21 protein-coding genes are annotated in these 18,618 nt (G+C 39.5%); 15 read left to right on the top strand and 6 right to left on the bottom strand.

Going from position 1 to position 18,618, the window contains the following annotated elements; all coding sequences use genetic code 11:
* Positions 1–34: 34 nt before the first annotated feature.
* From KVT11_RS17260 to KVT11_RS17240, 5 genes are all read left to right on the top strand, one after another.
* Complete coding sequence (locus tag KVT11_RS17260; protein WP_017366498.1) at positions 35–1,525, top strand: hypothetical protein; 1,491 nt, start codon at positions 35–37, stop codon at positions 1,523–1,525.
* Positions 1,515–2,123 (top strand): ATP-binding cassette domain-containing protein, encoded by a 609-nt coding sequence (locus KVT11_RS17255; protein ID WP_017366499.1) that lies wholly within the window; start codon positions 1,515–1,517, stop codon positions 2,121–2,123. The genes KVT11_RS17260 and KVT11_RS17255 overlap by 11 nt, the downstream gene beginning before the upstream one ends.
* A complete protein-coding gene (locus KVT11_RS17250) occupies positions 2,101–2,616 on the top strand; it encodes a stage II sporulation protein M (RefSeq protein ID WP_017366500.1) in 516 nt (171 codons plus the stop codon). The genes KVT11_RS17255 and KVT11_RS17250 overlap by 23 nt, the downstream gene beginning before the upstream one ends.
* Positions 2,617–2,646: 30 nt before the next feature.
* Positions 2,647–3,156, top strand: coding sequence for a hypothetical protein (locus KVT11_RS17245; RefSeq protein ID WP_017366501.1), 510 nt, complete (start codon positions 2,647–2,649; stop codon positions 3,154–3,156).
* Between the two features lie 573 nt (positions 3,157–3,729).
* Positions 3,730–5,118: an amino acid permease gene (locus tag KVT11_RS17240; protein ID WP_210552291.1), complete on the top strand. Its 1,389-nt coding sequence runs from the start codon at positions 3,730–3,732 to the stop codon at positions 5,116–5,118.
* A 38-nt stretch (positions 5,119–5,156) separates the two neighbouring features.
* On the opposite strand, the gene KVT11_RS17235 is transcribed toward KVT11_RS17240, so the two are convergent.
* The 5 genes from KVT11_RS17235 to fabF all read right to left on the bottom strand — a co-directional run bounded on the left by KVT11_RS17235 (position 5,157) and on the right by fabF (position 12,062).
* Entirely contained in the window at positions 5,157–6,038 is an 882-nt protein-coding gene (locus KVT11_RS17235; protein WP_052321024.1) for a glycerophosphodiester phosphodiesterase, read from the bottom strand.
* A gap of 92 nt (positions 6,039–6,130) precedes the next feature.
* Entirely contained in the window at positions 6,131–7,465 is a 1,335-nt protein-coding gene (gene glpT / locus KVT11_RS17230; RefSeq protein WP_008343899.1) for a glycerol-3-phosphate transporter, read from the bottom strand.
* A gap of 218 nt (positions 7,466–7,683) precedes the next feature.
* Positions 7,684–8,454 (bottom strand): SurA N-terminal domain-containing protein, encoded by a 771-nt coding sequence (locus KVT11_RS17225; protein WP_035702985.1) that lies wholly within the window; start codon positions 8,452–8,454, stop codon positions 7,684–7,686.
* 152 nt (positions 8,455–8,606) lie between these two features.
* Positions 8,607–10,670 carry a thioredoxin domain-containing protein gene (locus KVT11_RS21355; RefSeq protein ID WP_210552292.1) on the bottom strand — a complete coding sequence of 688 codons (2,064 nt, stop codon included), beginning with the start codon at positions 10,668–10,670 and terminating at the stop codon, positions 8,607–8,609.
* Positions 10,671–10,829: 159 nt separating this feature from the next.
* Positions 10,830–12,062 carry a beta-ketoacyl-ACP synthase II gene (gene fabF, locus KVT11_RS17215; protein ID WP_017366507.1) on the bottom strand — a complete coding sequence of 411 codons (1,233 nt, stop codon included), beginning with the start codon at positions 12,060–12,062 and terminating at the stop codon, positions 10,830–10,832.
* Positions 12,063–12,165: 103 nt separating this feature from the next.
* On the opposite strand from fabF, the gene KVT11_RS17210 reads away from it, so the two are divergent.
* Positions 12,166–13,002 carry a helix-turn-helix transcriptional regulator gene (locus tag KVT11_RS17210; RefSeq protein WP_008359338.1) on the top strand — a complete coding sequence of 279 codons (837 nt, stop codon included), beginning with the start codon at positions 12,166–12,168 and terminating at the stop codon, positions 13,000–13,002.
* A gap of 187 nt (positions 13,003–13,189) precedes the next feature.
* Entirely contained in the window at positions 13,190–13,399 is a 210-nt protein-coding gene (locus KVT11_RS21110; protein WP_116307348.1) for a hypothetical protein, read from the top strand.
* Between the two features lie 145 nt (positions 13,400–13,544).
* Here KVT11_RS21110 and KVT11_RS17205 read toward each other — a convergent pair whose 3' ends face one another.
* Positions 13,545–14,051, bottom strand: a complete 507-nt coding sequence (locus KVT11_RS17205; protein ID WP_017366508.1) for a hypothetical protein — start codon at positions 14,049–14,051, stop codon at positions 13,545–13,547.
* Positions 14,052–14,169: 118 nt separating this feature from the next.
* Here KVT11_RS17205 and KVT11_RS17200 point away from each other — a divergent pair, with 118 nt between their 5' ends.
* The 8 genes from KVT11_RS17200 to KVT11_RS17165 all read left to right on the top strand — a co-directional run bounded on the left by KVT11_RS17200 (position 14,170) and on the right by KVT11_RS17165 (position 18,592).
* Entirely contained in the window at positions 14,170–14,484 is a 315-nt protein-coding gene (locus KVT11_RS17200) for an ArsR/SmtB family transcription factor (protein WP_008343888.1), read from the top strand.
* Positions 14,485–14,567: 83 nt separating this feature from the next.
* The gene (locus KVT11_RS17195; protein WP_008343887.1) at positions 14,568–14,996 is read left to right on the top strand and encodes a DMT family transporter; all 429 of its coding nucleotides are present in this window, start codon (positions 14,568–14,570) and stop codon (positions 14,994–14,996) included.
* Positions 14,997–15,009: 13 nt separating this feature from the next.
* Entirely contained in the window at positions 15,010–15,474 is a 465-nt protein-coding gene (locus KVT11_RS17190) for a DMT family transporter (protein WP_017366510.1), read from the top strand.
* Between the two features lie 122 nt (positions 15,475–15,596).
* Positions 15,597–15,857: a metal-sensitive transcriptional regulator gene (locus KVT11_RS17185; RefSeq protein ID WP_003217059.1), complete on the top strand. Its 261-nt coding sequence runs from the start codon at positions 15,597–15,599 to the stop codon at positions 15,855–15,857.
* Between the two features lie 125 nt (positions 15,858–15,982).
* Complete coding sequence (locus tag KVT11_RS17180; RefSeq protein WP_060832022.1) at positions 15,983–16,465, top strand: DsrE/DsrF/DrsH-like family protein; 483 nt, start codon at positions 15,983–15,985, stop codon at positions 16,463–16,465.
* 14 nt (positions 16,466–16,479) lie between these two features.
* Positions 16,480–16,836, top strand: a complete 357-nt coding sequence (locus KVT11_RS17175) for a rhodanese-like domain-containing protein (protein WP_116307350.1) — start codon at positions 16,480–16,482, stop codon at positions 16,834–16,836.
* A 52-nt stretch (positions 16,837–16,888) separates the two neighbouring features.
* Entirely contained in the window at positions 16,889–17,449 is a 561-nt protein-coding gene (locus tag KVT11_RS17170) for a sulfurtransferase TusA family protein (protein WP_060832024.1), read from the top strand.
* 15 nt (positions 17,450–17,464) lie between these two features.
* Positions 17,465–18,592: an MBL fold metallo-hydrolase gene (locus tag KVT11_RS17165; RefSeq protein WP_060832025.1), complete on the top strand. Its 1,128-nt coding sequence runs from the start codon at positions 17,465–17,467 to the stop codon at positions 18,590–18,592.
* Positions 18,593–18,618: the final 26 nt, after the last annotated feature.

Genomic DNA, 18,618 nt, shown 5'->3' with positions numbered 1-18,618 from the left:
CTTCTCCCCCAATACACTATATTAGGTGATATATATGAGATTAGCTTTACTATTTGAAAAAATGTATCTTAGGAAGAAAATAGATGAAGCATCATTACCACAATGGTTAGGTCATGCTACATATTTATTTCTATCTTTAAGATTTTTCATCATTTATCCTGCAATAGGCATAGGTTTATTTTTTGTTTTAAAAGCTCGTATATTAGACATGACCCTTATAAGTACGTTATGTTGCATCTTAGCAATTATAGATGCGAGAGATTTCCCTATAAAGAATTATTTGATTTACACGTTACATCAAAATGTAATTGTGGATAGAACAGAATCATTTAGAAAAATTTATCGGCATATTTATTTTTATTTTTTCGGTAAAACTGTCTTTAAATTCTCCTTGATTTTTTTTGTGCCTATGTTTATGGTTGAGAATCAATTAAACATCATTTATTTTGTGTTATTAGTGATAATCATCATTATAACAGTGATGAACTTTTCTTCTTATCATTTTTATAGAAGCTACTTTCAAAAAGGTATTGGCCAAAATATACGGTTAGTCAAGCTCATTTTAGTATGTTTTACTGCGTATATCGTACTGTTAGCCATTTTCCATTATTTCGAATCGGAGATTATACAAGTCTATAATCATTTTCAATTTGATCTATTCAACATCTTGACTGAACTATTAATTACCTGTTTAGTTCTATTTATTTTGTCTATGGTGTTTCACCATCATAAGGTGTTTCGAAAAATTGGTAAAGAAGAATTAAATGCAAAGGAAACTGTTGTTCAGCATAAGGTGAGGTTTAAAAAGAGGGTATTCTTTAACAAAGATATCTTACTTATAAAAAGAACTTACTACAATAAACTCAGGTTTTTAAAATATTTATATGTCCTACATGTATGTGCCTTAGCGATAGTTCCGGTATTGGTTAGTTTATTATTAAAAGGGAATGATTCCTATATTCTGTTATCCATCATATTTATCGCTGTGGCTTTCTCAAATTTTATAACAGATTATTTAAAAAAGGTGATTAGCCCTGATATTGAATTTTTTGCATTGCCACCAAATACTGCATGGAATATTTCTTTAAATGAAATCTTGGTTCAGAAAGTATATATCTATTTGATTTTATCTGGGATTCCAGTAATCTTTAGTGTCATAACTATGGTCATCTTACATATTCCTTATTCATTCATTACTGGCGTTGCTCTTTTAATTGTTTTTGTATTTATCAATATGGGGCTAGCTGCTACGATTGGTGCCATACTCTTTCCGAAAATAAATCCAGAGAGTGATTATGAAATAGGAAACTCAAGTAAGGCAGTCGTATTTGAAAATGTTTATTTGTACATAATCTCTATTTTGCTTTCCTTTATATTCATCATGGAAATTTTTAGTCTGGAGATGCCATTTCAATTAGGAAAGTACATAGTGACGTTAATCGTGATCCAAATTTCAATTCTCGTCGTCGCGATCTTGTATTTGAGAAATACCAAGGTGAAGGATGTAATGAAAAATGCAAATTAAGAAAGCATCTTTTAGTTATGGAAACAGTTTGATCTTTGAAAAGATCAATTTAGAGTTAATACCAGGCGAAATTGTTGCTGTAGTTGGTTCTAATGGCTCGGGTAAATCGACATTATTAAAATGTTTAGCTGGTATTTATGAGTTACATAGTGGTGATATCGTGAAAGAGGCCGAGGAAAATGTAGTGTTTGTGCCTGACGTACCTAGATCATATGAATATTTAACAGGATATGAATACCTTGTATTTATACAATCTGTTTCTAAGAAAAAAGATGTTGCAAAGATTCATAGTATTTTAAAGGACTATACTCTATATCCGAATAAGGATAAATTGATCAAACATTATTCTCACGGAATGAAACAAAAATTGGGGCTTTGTGCCGCACTCATCAATGAAGATATTCATTATTTATTATTAGATGAGCCACTTACAGGTATTGATGAGAAAAGTCAAAAAGTGATCATTGAAAAATTTAAAGAACTTGCGAGCAAACAATGTTCGATTATATTCTCAACACATCAAATTGAAACATTAAGAGGGATATGTGATAAGGTTTTTTATTTAGAGGAGCAGTATGAAGAAATTGTTCATAAATAAAATTAAAGTTAGACTTTCAGCAGTCTCTACTCTATCATTTATACTCCTTCATGTAGTATTCGGTGTTATTGGTTTTATAATAACTAAAAAAGCACCCTCGGATGTCATGTATGTAGAGGATAGTGTGTTCCTTTATTTTACTAACAATTTTTTATACTGTATGGTTCTTGTCGTTGGTGTCGTTACAGCAGGCCTGCTCACCACCTTTCTCATCGCTTCAAATGCATATCTGCTTGGAGTGACAATGAAGGGAGCTCTATTGTTAGGGCATGATATAGGATACGTTCTTTATCATATTTTGCATGGAGTGATTGAACTTCCTGCAATTTATTTTTTCTTTAAAATCGGTATTTATCCAGTCAGTTTGTTTTTGAAATATTTCGTTTTTGATCACAGATTTGATTTTTGGAGAGATATTTATACAGTCATCCGATACTTTATTTATGGGACAGCTTTATTGTTATTAGCTGCAGTGGTTGAATTCTTATTATAGTGAACTTCTTTTGTTTATAGGGAGATGGACATGTTAAAAAAAGAAAAGCTTAATTTACTATTCATTTGGAGCGTCATTATATTCATTCATTTCATTGTATCGCTTTACATTACAGATGCTATTTCTGCCCCCTTATTAAAAAAATCATCTATCAATGTAGGGGAAAATACGGTGATTTTAATGACAATTATACTATTAATTTTAGCGTCATTAATAGATGTTGTGATTGTTTCTTTACTCATTCATATTAGCTCTGTCATGATGAACATTAGAGTAAATATGATGAAAAGCTTTTTCATTGCTAGTTTATTTAATCTCATTTTAAATGTAAACCAAGTGTTAGACACTATTGTGTTATCAAACGCAAATAATCTGACAGCAGAAAATTTCTCAACGAATATCTTCTTCAATCCGTTCTTTTATCTAGGTTTAGTTGTTGTTAGTCTGTGGTTAAGATATGTTGAGAAGAAACCAAATGTACAAATAATTGTGATTGCGGCTGTTATTTGTATATATAAATCTTTAACTGTATTTATTTAAATATACAAAAAAGGAGATTTAGTATATGTCGAATTCATCAAAAAAAAATAATAATTTAATCTTTTATATAGGTGTTGGAATGGTTATTCTACTTATAGCCTTTTTGAAGTTTAGTCATATTTCCGGTACGATGGAGGTCGTGTTGATATTAATCGGCTTAGTCTCCTTATTTACAATAAAGATTCTTACTAGAGAAAAAAAAGATAAAAAGCAGTAGAGTCTTTATTAAGCGTACGGTGTTTTAGAAATATTATGAGAATATGATTGAAGGGCATAGTCATTTGATTATGTCTTTTTGATTATCGTTGTTCGGTCTTTATTTAGTAGAAGAAGGTCGTGTTTTAAAAATATGTTTAGTTATAAAAGGTTCCTAACTTTTTATATGCAAATAACAAAATTTAAGGAATTTAAATATCTGAATATTATAATAACGGTGTTTTCCTCAAAAAAACAATTGTTTTTTAAGGGTAGATTTATTATGATAATATACATCGAAAGATTGAAGATTTTGAATCAGAATGAAAATTCTGATTTTTTATTTTTTATGTTGTTTGTTGATGAGGGGGAATGGAAGTGGCTCAAAAGGAATTAAAGAGAGGGTTAAGTGCTCGTCATATTCAAATGATCGCGCTTGGCGGCACAATTGGTGTTGGCTTATTTATGGGGTCAGCTAAAGCCATTCAATGGACAGGTCCATCGGTTCTTCTAGCGTACGCAGTGTGTGGTATTTTTATCTTTTTTATTATGCGTGCGATGGGAGAAATGTTGTATCTTGAACCGAGTACGGGATCTTTTGCTACATTTGGGCATCAATATATTCATCCGCTTGCGGGGTATATGACAGCTTGGAGTAACTGGTTCCAGTGGGTCATTGTTGGGATGTCTGAGATTATCGCCGTAGGTGCTTATATGAAATATTGGTTCCCTGATTTACCAGCGTGGATTCCGGGATTAATCGCCATGATCATTTTAGGTGCGGCCAACTTGATTTCGGTTAAGTCATTCGGTGAGTTTGAATTCTGGTTTGCGATGATCAAGATTGTGACGATTATTTTAATGATCATTGCAGGTTTAGGCATTATTTTCTTTGGGTTTGGCAATGGTGGAACAGCGATTGGTTTGTCTAACCTTTGGGCGCATGGCGGATTCTTTACAGGTGGATTTACCGGTTTCTTGTTTGCATTGTCTCTAGTGATTGCTGCCTATCAAGGGGTAGAGCTTATTGGGATTACTGCAGGTGAGGCGCAAAATCCGCAAAAGACGCTGACAAATGCCATCAAAAGCATCATCTGGCGTATTTTGATTTTCTATATCGGTGCGATCTTTGTCATCGTAACTGTGTATCCGTGGGATCAGCTGAATACGCTCGGCAGTCCATTTGTGGCGACGTTTGCGAAAATTGGAATTACGGCAGCAGCAGGTATTATTAACTTTGTTGTCATTACAGCAGCGATGTCCGGCTGTAATAGTGGAATCTTCAGTGCGGGACGTATGCTTTATACATTAGGTGTGAATGGACAGGCACCTGCTTTCTTTACAAAAATTTCGAAGAATGGTGTACCGTATTTTGGGACATTTGCTGTGCTGATTGGTTTAGCGGTTGGGGTGGTCTTAAATTACGTTTCTCCGCCAAACATTTTCGTTTATGTGTATAGTGCGAGTGTCCTTCCTGGTATGGTGCCTTGGTTTGTGATTTTAATTAGTCACATTGGCTTCAGAAAGGCGAAGGGGGCAGCGCTTGATCAGCATCCGTTTAAGCTGCCGCTTGCGCCATTTTCTAACTATTTGACAATCGGATTCTTGCTGATGGTGCTTGTGTTTATGCTGATTAATCAGGATACACGAATTTCTCTTATTGTAGCAATTGGGTTCTTGATTTTAGTGGCGCTTAGCTTTTTTGTATTTGGAATTGGTAAACGAAAACCGATTGAAACAGCTTCTTCTGATCAAACGGTGGAATAATCAAAAGCCTTGCGGAACAACCGCGAGGCTTTTGTCGTTTACAGAGAAGCTTTGACACGCTGAAAGACATCTGGAAAGTTGGTGAAAAGACCGGTGACGCCGTACTGCAAAAGCCGTGTCATATCTGCCTCGCTATTGACTGTATATGGGTGAAGGAGGAGTCCATGGCTTCTGACCTGCTGTACATTTTCAAGTGTCAAAGCTCTAAAATTCGGTCCGATCCCCACTGCATACGATTTGATGAAGTCGAGCTGATCATCTGTAATAGACGTCATTTGCGCTCTATCTAATAGCTGTACTTTTGGAAGCCGAGGGGCGAGTTTCTGCAATTTTAATAGACTTTCTTGGCTGAAAGATTGGATGATGACCTGCCCTTTTCTCGTATGTTTTCCAAGAAGGTGATGTTTCTTTAAGACGGCCAATAGCTTTTCTTCCATTTGTGGATAGATGTCTGGTTTTTTGGTTTCAATATAATAATTTTCTCGTTTACCGAAGTAGCGTAATACCTCATCTAATGTGAGGACTTGCTGTCCAATATAGTGGGCATTTTGTTTGTCGGGGTTGGCTTCGTTGAACCATGCACCGGCATCAAGCTGTTTGATTTCGGCAAGTGTGAGGTCTTTGACCCAGCCTGTTCCGTTTGTCGTCCGGTCAACCGTTTCATCGTGCATGACGATGAGGTGTCCATCCTTTGTCATTTGAAGGTCGAGTTCGAGGTAATCTGCATTCATCTTTGTGGCGAGCTTGTAGGAAGCTAGGGTATGCTCTGGGGCATACCCTGATGCTCCGCGGTGTGCAACGGTTAAAATGCGATCTGGAGATAAAAGATGTTCATGTGCCGATATGGTGGTCGGCACCCAACCAAAAGACAGTAAAGCAAAAGAGAGTAACACGAAAGCAAGTAATCTACTTTTCTTCATATTTTATCCTCCTTTTACGGTAACTGCCTCCATCATAAGAAATAGATGTAAAGGGCATGTTGGGCGGAGATGAATCTTTTATGTGATTTTCATTAAGCTTGCTCTACGCGCTTTCCTGTATTCCATGTCATGGCGAGGAACACAATCGCAAGGATACAAGAACCAACTAGTAAAATGAAACCTCCTGTCCAGTCATAGTGATCGACGACGACACCCATCATGGCATTAGCGAAAGCAGAGCCACCAATATATCCAAAGAATCCTGTCAACCCGGCAGCAGTGCCAGCGGCTTTTTTCGGAGCGAGATCAATGGCTTGCAGTCCAATGAGCATGACGGGTCCGTAAATTAAAAACCCGATGCTGATGAGGGCAATGTTATCAACCATTGGATTGCCAGCAGGGTTTAACCAGTACACAAGAACCGCAATTAATACGCCGATCATAAAGAGGACGCCAGCAGGTGCGCGGCGGCTTCTAAAGAAGCGGTCACTAATCCACCCGCACAATAATGTACCAGGGATGCCTGCATATTCATAAAGGAAATAAGACCAGCGTGAATGCTCTGGTGAGAATCCTTTTGCTTCTGTTAAATAGGTAGGTGCCCAGTCTACGACCCCGTAACGGACAAAGTACACAAAGACGTTGGCAATGGCGATATACCAAAGGAATTTATTGTTGAGTACATATTTAAACAAAATCTCTTTTACGGTTAATTCTTTTTCTTGATCTTCATATTGTTGTGCCGGATAGTCATTTCGGTATTCTTCAATTGGCGGAAGACCAGCGGATTGCGGGGTGTCCCGTACGAGAAGAATGATGACGAAGGAGACGATAATGGCGATGATGGCAGGGAAGAAAAAGATACTTTTCCACGTCGCAAACAAAACAATTCCTAATGTAATAAGCGGTGCAAGAATCCCCCCGCCGATATTGTGAGCGACGTTCCAAATGGACATTTTCGTACCACGTTCACTCACCGAAAACCAATGCGCCATCGTTCGTCCGCATGGCGGCCACCCCATTCCTTGAAACCAGCCGTTTAAGAACATGAATAAAAACATGATCCATACACTGGATGTCACCCATGGAAATGAGACAAAAAGAATATTGATAAGAGCTGATAGAAAGAGTCCAGCGGCTAAAAAGTATCTTGGGTTACACCGGTCTGAGATCATCCCCATAATGAATTTACTAAAGCCATAAGCGATTGAAACAGCCGCCAGTACAAAGCCTAATTCACTTTTTGTGAACCCCTCTTCCTGTAAATAAGGGATGGCAAATGCGAAATTTTTGCGCAGCAAATAGTAGCCAGCATATCCGATAAAGATCCCCAAAAAGACTTGCAGACGCAGCCGTTTATAGGTTTCGTCTGTTTTGGCATCATCGAGCCTGTCGATATGCGGAGCGGGTTTAAACCATTTGAACATAAACATCCTCCTCTTGTAGATATGACTGAAACAAAAGTACGAGGTCTGTCTTTGATCTTGTACTTTTTCAGAGACAAAAGAATTGATAACGCTTTCTTTTGTACTCCCATCATATCGGATGGAGTAGATGTTTATGATGAGGCTTTTGTCATTATTTTGGAAAAACAGTTCTTGAAGTGATGAAAAAAATCCGCACAATGGCGGATTTTTAATAGTGGTTAAATTGATACATCAATTTTTGCAGATTTCTTTAGTTGATCAATTTCTTTTTGTACTTCTTTTTGCTTTTCTTGAGATTCTAACTGCTTCTTGATTTGTGATTTGACGTCTTTGAAATCAGGTGCTTTTTGTTTTTGTTTTTTCATTTGTTCGGCGTATTGGTCATAGTACGCTTTGACGTCTTTTTCAGACACAGAGGCTGATTTAATTTCTTTGTCGACATATTGGCTGTATTTGATGCTGTCGGCAATATCACTTTTCAGCTGATCCATTGTCAGTCCGCTCTTTTTGAGTGCTTCTTCAAATTGAGCATTGTCTTTAAATTGTTTCTTTTCTTCTTTTAGCTGCTGATCGACTTGTTTGTCAGAGGCTTTATAGCCCTTCTTCTCAGCATCTTGCAGGATGAGCTCTTGACCTACTAGCGCATCAATGGTTTGCTTTTTGACAGCTTTTGCGCCTTCTTTAGATGTTGGGTCTTGTCCTGACTGCTGAAGTTGACCTTGAATGGTTGATAGGGCGCTATTGTATTCACTGCCTGTGATTTTATCTTTGTTGACGGTCGCAACGACCTTTTGATCATCAATTTTTTGTGCGTCTAATTTCTTTTGCATCTCTTCCATTTGCTTTTGCTGCTCTTTTTGGTCAGCCTGTGTTGTTTCCTTGCTTTTGGCTGAATCGTTTTGCTTATCCTGTTTCGCATCGTTTGATGAGCAGGCTGCAAGCCCCACTGATAACAGACAAGCAATGAGTGTATATGATACTTTTTTCAATTATTTTCTCTCCCTTCGGTATGAGAACATCTAGTGCGCATTCTAACCGTTTTAGAGGAAAAATAAAACCGTACAGATGAATTGTTAGCGGATTGACATGTTTTTTATCTGTTTGTCCTCATTTTGTCTTCTCATAGTCATCATATGACAGCTTAAATTTGAAATAATTGTTCCATCGCTTCGTCGAGATTGGTGATCGGCTGGCGGCAGCTGTAGTTTTCACAAATATAGACCGTCGTGCTGTCGTTGATCGTTTTGTAATCTTTTGCAAAAGGTGCGAGCCTTGCTAGTTCTTGCCCTGTTTCGGCAGTTAAAATGAGATCAAATGGCATGAATCGTTTTTGCAATGCTTGTAGAAGCTGTTCTTTTTGCGGATCGCCCTTTTTCCCGAGAATAATGATTTCTCGTTTTACGGCATATTGGCTTAATAGTCCTTGTAAAAAGGCGGTATGTCCGCTTGGATAGGAAGAGACATCGACGTAAAAGGCGCTGAACATCTTCTCTAGTGTTTCGATCCAGTCTTGACGTCCGATCATTCTGCTTAGTTTCAGAAGGTGTTGGAGTGCAGTACTGTTACCAGACGGCATGGCCCCGTCGTATACTTCTTTTTCACGAACGATAAGCGCTTCTGCATCTGAGCCTGAGAAGAAAAAGCCCCCGATTTGCTCATCCCAAAATAGTTCAAACATATTTTCACCAACGGCTCTGGCTTTTGTCAGCCAATCTAGGTCAAAGGTCGCTTCGTATAAAGACATATACGCTGTGAGCATGTGCGCATAATCCTCGATAAAGCCTAGATGCTTTACGTCCCCTTCCCTGTAGCGGACCATGAGCCGTTCCTGCTGGACGAGGTGTGTTTCTAGAAAAGACATTGCCTGTTTTGCTATGCGGATAGCCTCTTTTTCATGAAAGACACTCCCTGCTTTGGCAAGTGCGGAGATCATCAGCGCATTCCACGATGTGAGTACCTTGTCATCGATCAGCGGTGCAGGTCGCTGCTGTCTTACAGTGAGTAAGATGTTTCGAGCGAATTGCAGTTTAGAATAAAGGGTTTGGTCGTCGATTGAATATGCTGCCTTGATGTCATCAAATGAGGTGGAAATGGTATGAGGGATGTTCTGTCCTTCAAAATTTCCTTCCTCTGTGATGTGGTAGACCGCACAAAATAAAGTGCCGAGGTCATCACCTAAATGAGTCATGATCTCCTCTTTTGTCCAAACGTAATATTGCCCTTCCTTTCCTTCCGAATCGGCATCGATTGCCGAATAAAAAGAGCCATCACGATTCATCATGTCTCGTTTGATAAATTGAATGAGGTCTTGGACAAGCTTTTCGTACTCAAGGTGTTGAGTGATTTGATAGGCTTCGGTGTAGGCATCTATCAGCAAGGCGTTATCATACAGCATCTTTTCAAAATGCGGCACAAGCCATTTTTCATCCGTTGAATATCGAGTAAATCCAGAACCAATATGATCATAAATACCGCCGTTTGCCATGCCATTTAATGTTTTTGTGACGGCATATAACGCATTTTCTTGCCCTGTCCATTCAAAATAACGCATGAGAAACGTGAGCATATGAGGTGCGGGAAATTTAGGCGCAGAACCGAAGCCGCCATACAGCGTATCAAAGCTGCTCATGAGCTGATAATAGGCTTTGTGAATCGACTCCTGAGTGAGCGTATTTTCTGTCTGCCCTGCTGCCTTGATCCGTAAATTATTTGTTGCCTTTTCTGCCAATGATTCAATATGATCACGATCGTTGTGATACGCATCCAGCAATTGCGTCAGTGCTTCAATGAAGCCGGGACGGCCGTAAGCACTTCTTTTTGGAAAGTATGTCCCCGCATAAAACGGCTTTTGATCAGGCGTGACAAACACGTTGAGCGGCCAGCCGCCTTGCCCGGTCATCATCTGACAAACGGACATATACATCGAGTCAATATCTGGACGCTCCTCACGATCAACTTTGATTGAAATGAAATGCTCGTTTAGGATGTCAGCGACTTGTTGATCTTCAAAGCTTTCGTGTGCCATGACGTGGCACCAGTGGCAAGTGGCGTAGCCGATGCTGACAAGCACCGGTTTATTTTCACGTTTCGCTTTGTCGAATGCTTCTTGTCCCCACGGGTACCAGTGAACTGGGTTGTGGGCGTGTTGAAGGAGGTAGGGTGATTTTTCCGTGATGAGTGGGTTGGGTGTTTGGTTGTTTGGCATGGGTCACCTGCTCTTTCAATTTTTTAAAGTATTTTCTTTTCCCCATTTAATATATCAGATAGCTGAGGTCCGTCATCATTTATCTGTGAGGTATTCCCATCATGAAAAAAACAAGGGCTATAAACCCTTGTTTTGTCATTATTTCACCTTTTCATCACTTCAATCGTAATGTTTTAACAAGATGGCTGAATTATGTCCTCCAAAACCAAAAGAATTGGATAGCCCATATTTCAATGGAAGCTGTCTCGCTTCCAATACAACATCTAAGTTACAATCTGGATCTTGCTTCTCTACATTAATAGTTGGCGGAATCAATCCTCGTCTCAAACTTTCCACTAAAGCAATCGCTTCTACTCCGCCAGCAGCACCAAACATGTGCCCAGTCATTGACTTGTTCGCCGTTGTTGGAATTTCACCTGAACGATCACCAAATAATTTCTTAATCGCTAGAACTTCTGAACGATCACCTACTTGTGTACTTGTTGCATGAGCACTAATAACATCGATTTCACTTGTTGATATATCTGCACTTCTCAATGCTTTCTTCATGGCTAAGTAGGCACCCCTACCTTCTGGGTGTGAAGCGACCATATGATGAGCATCTGAACTAGCTCCGTATCCCACTACTTCACATAATATCGGCGCATCTCTAAGAATTGCGTTGTCTAATGATTCTAATACTAAGATACCTGCGCCTTCACTCATCACAAAGCCATCTCTATCTGTATCGAATGGGCGGCTGGCTCGACTTGGGTCTTGGTTTCTAGTAGATAGTGCGTGTGCGTTTCCAAAACTAGCCAAAGATATCTGGTTGACGGCAGCTTCTGCTCCACCGGCAAATATAATATCTGCTTCATCGTTTCGGATCGCATTGAAAGCTTCACCAATAGAAGTGTTACCGATAGAACAAGCTGTGACTGGTGACAATGATGGCCCTTGTGCGCCTAATTTGATGCTGATTTGGGCCGCAGCTGCATTTGAAATCATCATGGGGACAAGGCTAGGGCTTACTCTCGAGGGACCTCGTTTATCTAATACATTCACCTGATCAACAAGCGATTGTATGCCCCCGATTCCTGAACCAACATATACGCCTAAACGTTCAAGATCTACTTGATCTAACTGTAATTGTGATTGTTCTAATGCTTGTTCGGCTGCTGCTAAGGCAAACTGACTAAAACGATCTAATCGTTTTGCTTCTTTTCTCCCTAATATTTCATCTGCATCGAAATCACGAACGATTCCAGCTATTTTTGTTTTATAATCAGTCGTATCAAAAGAATCAATGTGAGATATTCCCGATTGTCCTTTAATGAGTTGATTCCAAAAGCTATCTATATCATTTCCAAGTGGAGAAATAACTCCCATTCCAGTAATAACAACTCTTTTCATGATCATTCCCTCCTTGTTTTTATTAACTTTAGCCATTGTGTTATCCTATTACAAGTTGTTGTTTATCCTAGTATAATGAATAATATTTTAAAGGGAGATCTGAATGAAACCTGAAACAAGACTTCAAGCATTATCAGAATTTCTAAAAAACCAACGTTCAAAAATTACGCCTCAAATGGTTGGTTTACCTGTAGGAACCCGCCGAAGAACACCAGGGCTCAGAAGAGAAGAAGTAGCTCAACTAGCCGGTGTGAGTCTTACTTGGTATACATGGTTAGAGCAAGGCAGAGATATAAAAGTATCTACTTCGGTATTAGATGCGATTTCTAGTGCGTTACAATTAAATAACGATGAAAGGAGATATTTGTACGCTTTAGCGTTAGAGGAAGGTGTGAAACAATCCTATATCATTGAGAATGAGAAGGAAATCAGTCCGGCTTTAGTGAAAATTTTGCAGGAGCTTCGTTATTGTCCAACGATTATATCTGATAGAAGAAGTCAGATTGTTGGGTGGAATCAAGCAGCAGCTAATGTATTTTTGGACTTTGAACAAATCATCCCGGCAGAAAGAAATATCATCCGCTTACTATTCGCAAGAAAGGAATTTAAAAGTTTAGCCGTGAATTGGGAGCATTTTGTAAGAGGCTATATCGCCATATTTAGAACGTATTATGGACAGTATGTGGCGGATGACTGGTATGAGCAATTTATAGAAGAAATGGAGCAGGCATATCCTGAGTTTCGTAAAATATGGAATGAAAATGAGATCAGCTATGCACCTGAAGTATTAATTGAATTTCGTCATGCTAAGGTAGGGAAAATGTTGTTTAATCTCACTTCATTACAAGTGTATGGGGATACTGATTTAAGATGCAGTGTCTATACTCCAGTTGAGGATACTGAAACGGAGCTTAAGTTAAAACGTTTAATTGAAGGGTAGCTATTGTTTGGAGAGAAGAATAGATTTGAGGTATCCTTCCATGTTCAGAAAGTAAATAAATTAGGTATTTATGATAGAAATTATTTTTTTACTTCTTAAAACTTAATCATGACATTTAGCTTCTTTGGGTATCGATGCCGTCTATTCGCTTATCTAATACAAAATAATGAGAACGGACAGAGATAAAATGGATTATGTTTATCAGAAAAAGGAAAAGAAAAACGGTAATTGTGTCATTTCCGTTAGAGATAGATGGGAGAACTCAATTATTGAATTTGAAAAAAAGCAACATCATATTGATATAGTGGTTAATTACCGTAATGATAAGACTACGAAGTATTCAATACCAATAGACATTTTTGAAAAAGTTTACGACGATCTGCAAAGAGGTAATTGAGGGGATTTTGGTTCCTTCAACTACCTCCGTGTTACATTTATATTCGCTTTTCTATTCATAACTTCAATTGATCTTTGCTTAACCAAGGTTACGCTTCTACGATCTCTAATAACACAGCATTTTGATGTAACTTGTCAATTCTCCTCTACCTCTTCACTAGTACATATTGTAAGTTTTCTAATTCAAACATATCAATCAGTTCATCGATCCCTTTAAAATCGATATGTTTTCCAAACCGTTTTTTGCTTAGGTCAATTTCTACATCCAATTGATCGTCCTTTTCTTTCATTTCGAGTCCATCTAGACAAGAATAGATTTCGATGGTTTCTCCTTTTGACAGTTCTTTTTCAATGAATTTAAAAAGTGCACGAAGAGAATGAATGATGCCTAATTCATAAACAAAAGGATGCGTGAATTTGTCTCTTACCTCTTCATAGACGGGATCTAGATAATCAATATGAATGCCTTCGAAATCCTCTTCTGTTTCAAATACTTCTATCAAAAGATCTTCCTTTTGATAGGTTTTATGCTTTTTTTGTTTTTTATCAAACATGCTGATATTGAGTTCAGAGAATGGTTTATAGGTAGGATTTTGACCAATGGTACCAAGCGGCAGTTCTTTGTTTGATCCAATATAATGCTGTAAAGTCATGGGTTGCCCTCTTTCCTTGAAATATTCCTTATAGCGTTGATTATTTCCTTTTTACCAATTTAGAGGTGAATATGCAATGGCTTGACATATCGGTATTTCTAGATATACAATGTCTGCCATGGAACCTATTGATGTGTTTAAGGCATTATCGAATGAAACAAGGTTGAATATTTTAAAGTGGCTCAAGGAACCTGAGAAGCATTTTCCTAAGCAAGGCGCTCATTTACCGAAGGAGGTTAGTTATAAGGGGGGCGTTTGTGTTGGGGATATTCAAGAAAAGGCGCAAATTTCTCAATCAACGGTCTCTAGCTACTTACATTTGATGCAAAAGGCTGGTCTGCTTGAATCGGTACGGCATGGACAATGGACATACTATAGACGAAATGAAGAATTTATCCAACAGATCGGACAATATATGAAAACAGAGATCTAAAGGATGTGTGATTTCTGTTTTTTTCTATTCTATATATCTGTTTATCTAGATATATAAATATATGAATTGAAGGAGATTTGATGATGCGTTTGATTTTTTATGTACTTGCGCTACTAGCGGGTGCGGCACTTAGTTTTGAAGGAGCCATCTATGCGGAACTGGGGAAGTCGATCGGACAGTTAGAAACGAGTTTTTATAACTTTTTTGTCGGTTCAATTATCATGGGGCTATTGTGGCTCTTTTTTGGCAAAGGTGACCTTTCCTATACGTTGAAGGCACCGAAATGGTCGCTACTTGGCGGAGCGATGGGGGTTGTGTATTTAACGTCTATTGTGGTGAGTGTTCCATTTGTTGGTGTGGGGGTAACGATGGTTGCTGTCATTATTGGTCAGCTGCTGATGAGTATGGTGATTGAGCATTTTGGCTGGCTTGGGAGTCAGAGAACGAGAGTAAACAAAGAGAAGGTATTTGCGGTCATTTCGATGATCATTGCCCTTATTCTTATTCATTAGGAGGAAAGTCGATATGGCATTATTGTTAATTTTATTTACTTTCATCGGAGGCATTACGTTAAGTGCGCAATCTTCCATAAACGGTACGTTTAGCAGGAGAGCAGGTACGATTGAAACGACCTTTTTGACCTTTTTAACGGGTACGATGTTTTTGACCATTCTGATTTTATTCTTTGGGAGCGGCCATCTGTTGAATCTCTTGCATGCACCAAAGTGGCAGTTGAGTGCGGCTTTTCTTGGAACGGCTTATTTAATCCTGACAGTGATCGCTGTTCCGAAAATCGGTGTCATTGCTGCGAATATTGCGGGGATTGCTGGGCAGCTTGTCATTGGAATGGTTATCGATCATTTTGGCTGGTTCCATAGCCTGGTGATTTCACTTGATCTCAAACGCATATTGGCATTGTTCTTTATGCTGATCGCTCTTTATTTTATTTACAAAGGAAATAAGCGCTCTCGAGAGGAAGCGAGTGCTTAAAGAGAACGTGCTGCTGCGACATTTGCTCTCAGCAGCTCTTTTATACTAATTCATCATGTTTGACTAAATACCTATCAGGGTATACTATCTGATCATAAGGAAAAGAGAAAGGAGTGTTAAACGTGGAGTATAATCAGCAGATGAAGAATCGTCTTCGCCGGATTGAAGGGCAGATTAAAGGGGTTCTTGCGATGATGGAGCAGGGAAAGGATTGCCGCGAGGTGGTGACGCAGCTGTCTGCATCACGCAATGCCATTGATCGGGCAATGGGTGTGATTGTGAGTACAAACCTTGAACAATGTGTCCGTGAAAGTCTTGAGCAGGGCAAGGATACAGAGGGGCTTGTCAAAGAAGCGGTTGAGCTCTTGGTGAAAAGCCGGTAAGAAATTCCTCAGCCTTTGGAGGTTGACGAATTTTTTTACTTGTTATAATATACCCTTACCGGTATGTGTATATATTTTTTGTTATCAATATACCCCCACGGGTAATTGATATAAGGAGGATCATGATGGAGGAACAGAAAAAACGAACAACAATTGTTTTATTTAGTGGAGATTATGATAAAGCGATGGCCGCTTACATTATTGCAAATGGCGCAGCAGCTTATGATCACGAGGTGACGATTTTTCATACTTTTTGGGGGCTGAATGCCTTGCGTCAGGAAGAGATGGTGCCACTGAAGAAGGGATTTTCAGAAAAAATGTTTGGCAAAATGATGCCGCGCGGTGCTGATCGAATGGGGCTGTCAAAGATGAATTTTGCAGGAATGGGGCCGAAGATGATCAAGCATGTGATCAACAAACACAATGCCATGACCCTGCCGCAGCTCATTGATATGGCGAAGGAACAAGAGATCAACCTCGTGGCATGTACGATGACGATGGATCTTTTAGGGCTGCAGGAGGATGAATTACTAGCAGACATTCAATATGCCGGTGTGGCAGCGTATTTAGCAGAGGCAGAAATCGGGAATGTGAACTTATTTATCTAGGGGGGTGTCCATAAATGATTCAAATGCTTTTGCTCATCATGGTGATCGCTTTGCTTGTGAGCCGTTTTCTTCCCGTACGGGGTGTGAAACAAATGGACGCAGCTCATCTGAAACCTAAATTGCATAGTCGGCATCAACAACTGATAGACGTGCGATCACCTTTAGAGTTTCAAACAAATCATATAAAAGGCTTTCAAAATATCCCCTTACCACAGTTAAAGAATCGAGCGCATGAGCTTGAGAAAGACAAAGAAGTGTATGTGATCTGCCAAAGTGGGATGAGAAGTATGCAGGCGGCTAAATTGTTAAAAAAACAGGGATTTACCCACATTACGAATATCAGGGGTGGCATGAATGCTTGGCGATTATAGGTATCAATAGGCTTTGCAATATACCCCCACCCCTATAAAAGGAGGAAAAACAATGCAGCAACCAACAGCAATTCTAGATGCAAAAGGATTGGCATGCCCAATGCCCATTGTCAAAACAAAAAAACAAATGAATGAGCTCTTGCCAGGAGATGTGCTTGAAGTGCAAGCAACTGACAAAGGCTCTACAGCGGATTTAGCAGCTTGGTCAAAAAGCGCCGGTCATGAATTTTTAGGAACAAAAGTAGAAGGACAGGTGCTTCATCATTTGATTCGTAAAGGCGGAACGAAACAGGAGGAGGAGCAGTCAATGATTTCGGAAATGTCGTTGAACATGTTTCAACAGAAGGTAAAAGAAGATCAGTCATTGTTTATTTTAGATGTACGAGAGCCAGATGAATATGAAGCGGGCCATATTCCAGGAGCTGTTCACATTCCTCTTGGCGAGGTGGAACAACGTGCTGAAGAATTGAACCGAGAGACGCTCATTTACCTCATCTGTCATTCAGGCAGAAGAAGTGAATTAGCCGCTCAAAAGTTAAAAGAAAAAGGATTCCATCAATTGATCAATGTAGTGCCAGGCATGAACAGCTGGACAGGAGAGATTGAAAAATAGGAGCTGAATGAAACGATGACTGTAAAAGCAATGACAGCAGAACAGTTAACAAAAAAGATCATCAACAAAGAGCCGATCTTTTTGTTGGATGTACGAAACGAATCAGATGTGCAGGACTGGAAAATTGAAGGGAAAGCCGTTGAATATTTAAATGTGCCTTACTTTGAACTTCTTGATGGCGTAGAGGATATGGTGGAGAACATACCGGATGACATAGATGTACTGGTCGTTTGTGCGAAAGAGGGCTCTTCTATTATGGTGGCAGAGATGCTGTCAGAGGCAGGCAGAACGGTCCATTATTTGCAAGGCGGCATGAAGGCATGGGGTGAGCATTTAGAGCCAGTGAAGATCGGTGATTTAACTGGCGGTGGAGAGTTGTACCAATTTGTGCGAATGGGCAAGGGGTGCTTGTCCTATATGATCATGTCGAATGGAGAAGCTGCGATTATTGATGCAGCTAGAATGACGGAGGTCTATACGCGATTTGCTAAAAAGCATCATGTCACAGTAACGCATGTGTTTGATACGCACCTTCATGCGGACCATATATCTGGCGGGAAAAAGCTGGCTGAACAGACTGGGGCCACCTATTGGCTACCGCCAAAAGACGCCGAAGAGGTGACATTTGATTACAATCACCTTGAAGAAGGGCAGCGTGTGACGATTGGAGCGGCGGAGATTGATATTCACGCCCTTTATTCACCGGGCCATACGATTGGTTCAACCTCTTTTATCGTAGACGACCGTTTTCTCCTTTCAGGTGATATTTTGTTCATTGATTCGATCGGACGACCTGATCTAGCCGGTATGGCGGAGGACTGGGTAGGTGATTTGAGGGAAACCCTTTATACACGATATACGGCGCTTTCGGCAGAATTGATTGTGCTGCCTGCACATTTTATGATCGTGGCTGAGCTTAATGAAAACGGGAGCGTTTGGAAGGAGCTAGGCGCTTTGTTTGAAGAAAATCACGGGCTGAACATTGAAGATGAAGACGTATTTAGACAAATGGTCACGCAGGATCTCCCTGCACAGCCAAACGCTTATCAAGACATTCGGTCTACCAATATGGGGAAGCTGCATCCAGACGAGGAAGCACAGCGAGACATGGAAATTGGTCCAAACCGTTGTGCGATTCGATAATGTTCAATAGAATAAAGAAGCGAGGG

The sequence above is a fragment of the Bacillus sp. GbtcB10 genome (assembly GCF_019091365.1).
Taxonomy (GTDB): domain Bacteria; phylum Bacillota; class Bacilli; order Bacillales; family Bacillaceae; genus Bacillus; species Bacillus altitudinis.
This window is presented reverse-complemented; position numbering and strand designations above follow the sequence as displayed.

Bases quoted from the DNA above. Each gene is read 5' to 3' on its own strand.
- KVT11_RS17260 (WP_017366498.1), top strand. From the start codon at position 35: ATGAGATTAGCTTTACTATTTGAAAAAATGTATCTTAGGAAGAAAATA.
- KVT11_RS17255 (WP_017366499.1), top strand. From the start codon at position 1,515: ATGCAAATTAAGAAAGCATCTTTTAGTTATGGAAACAGTTTGATCTTT.
- KVT11_RS17250 (WP_017366500.1), top strand. From the start codon at position 2,101: ATGAAGAAATTGTTCATAAATAAAATTAAAGTTAGACTTTCAGCAGTC.
- KVT11_RS17245 (WP_017366501.1), top strand. From the start codon at position 2,647: ATGTTAAAAAAAGAAAAGCTTAATTTACTATTCATTTGGAGCGTCATT.
- KVT11_RS17235 (WP_052321024.1), bottom strand. From the start codon at position 6,038: ATGAAGAAAAGTAGATTACTTGCTTTCGTGTTACTCTCTTTTGCTTTA.
- glpT (WP_008343899.1), bottom strand. From the start codon at position 7,465: ATGTTCAAATGGTTTAAACCCGCTCCGCATATCGACAGGCTCGATGAT.
- KVT11_RS21355 (WP_210552292.1), bottom strand. From the start codon at position 10,670: ATGCCAAACAACCAAACACCCAACCCACTCATCACGGAAAAATCACCC.
- fabF (WP_017366507.1), bottom strand. From the start codon at position 12,062: ATGAAAAGAGTTGTTATTACTGGAATGGGAGTTATTTCTCCACTTGGA.
- KVT11_RS17210 (WP_008359338.1), top strand. From the start codon at position 12,166: ATGAAACCTGAAACAAGACTTCAAGCATTATCAGAATTTCTAAAAAAC.
- KVT11_RS21110 (WP_116307348.1), top strand. From the start codon at position 13,190: ATGGATTATGTTTATCAGAAAAAGGAAAAGAAAAACGGTAATTGTGTC.
- KVT11_RS17205 (WP_017366508.1), bottom strand. From the start codon at position 14,051: ATGACTTTACAGCATTATATTGGATCAAACAAAGAACTGCCGCTTGGT.
- KVT11_RS17200 (WP_008343888.1), top strand. From the start codon at position 14,170: ATGGAACCTATTGATGTGTTTAAGGCATTATCGAATGAAACAAGGTTG.
- KVT11_RS17195 (WP_008343887.1), top strand. From the start codon at position 14,568: ATGCGTTTGATTTTTTATGTACTTGCGCTACTAGCGGGTGCGGCACTT.
- KVT11_RS17190 (WP_017366510.1), top strand. From the start codon at position 15,010: ATGGCATTATTGTTAATTTTATTTACTTTCATCGGAGGCATTACGTTA.
- KVT11_RS17180 (WP_060832022.1), top strand. From the start codon at position 15,983: ATGGAGGAACAGAAAAAACGAACAACAATTGTTTTATTTAGTGGAGAT.
- KVT11_RS17175 (WP_116307350.1), top strand. From the start codon at position 16,480: ATGATTCAAATGCTTTTGCTCATCATGGTGATCGCTTTGCTTGTGAGC.
- KVT11_RS17170 (WP_060832024.1), top strand. From the start codon at position 16,889: ATGCAGCAACCAACAGCAATTCTAGATGCAAAAGGATTGGCATGCCCA.
- KVT11_RS17165 (WP_060832025.1), top strand. From the start codon at position 17,465: ATGACTGTAAAAGCAATGACAGCAGAACAGTTAACAAAAAAGATCATC.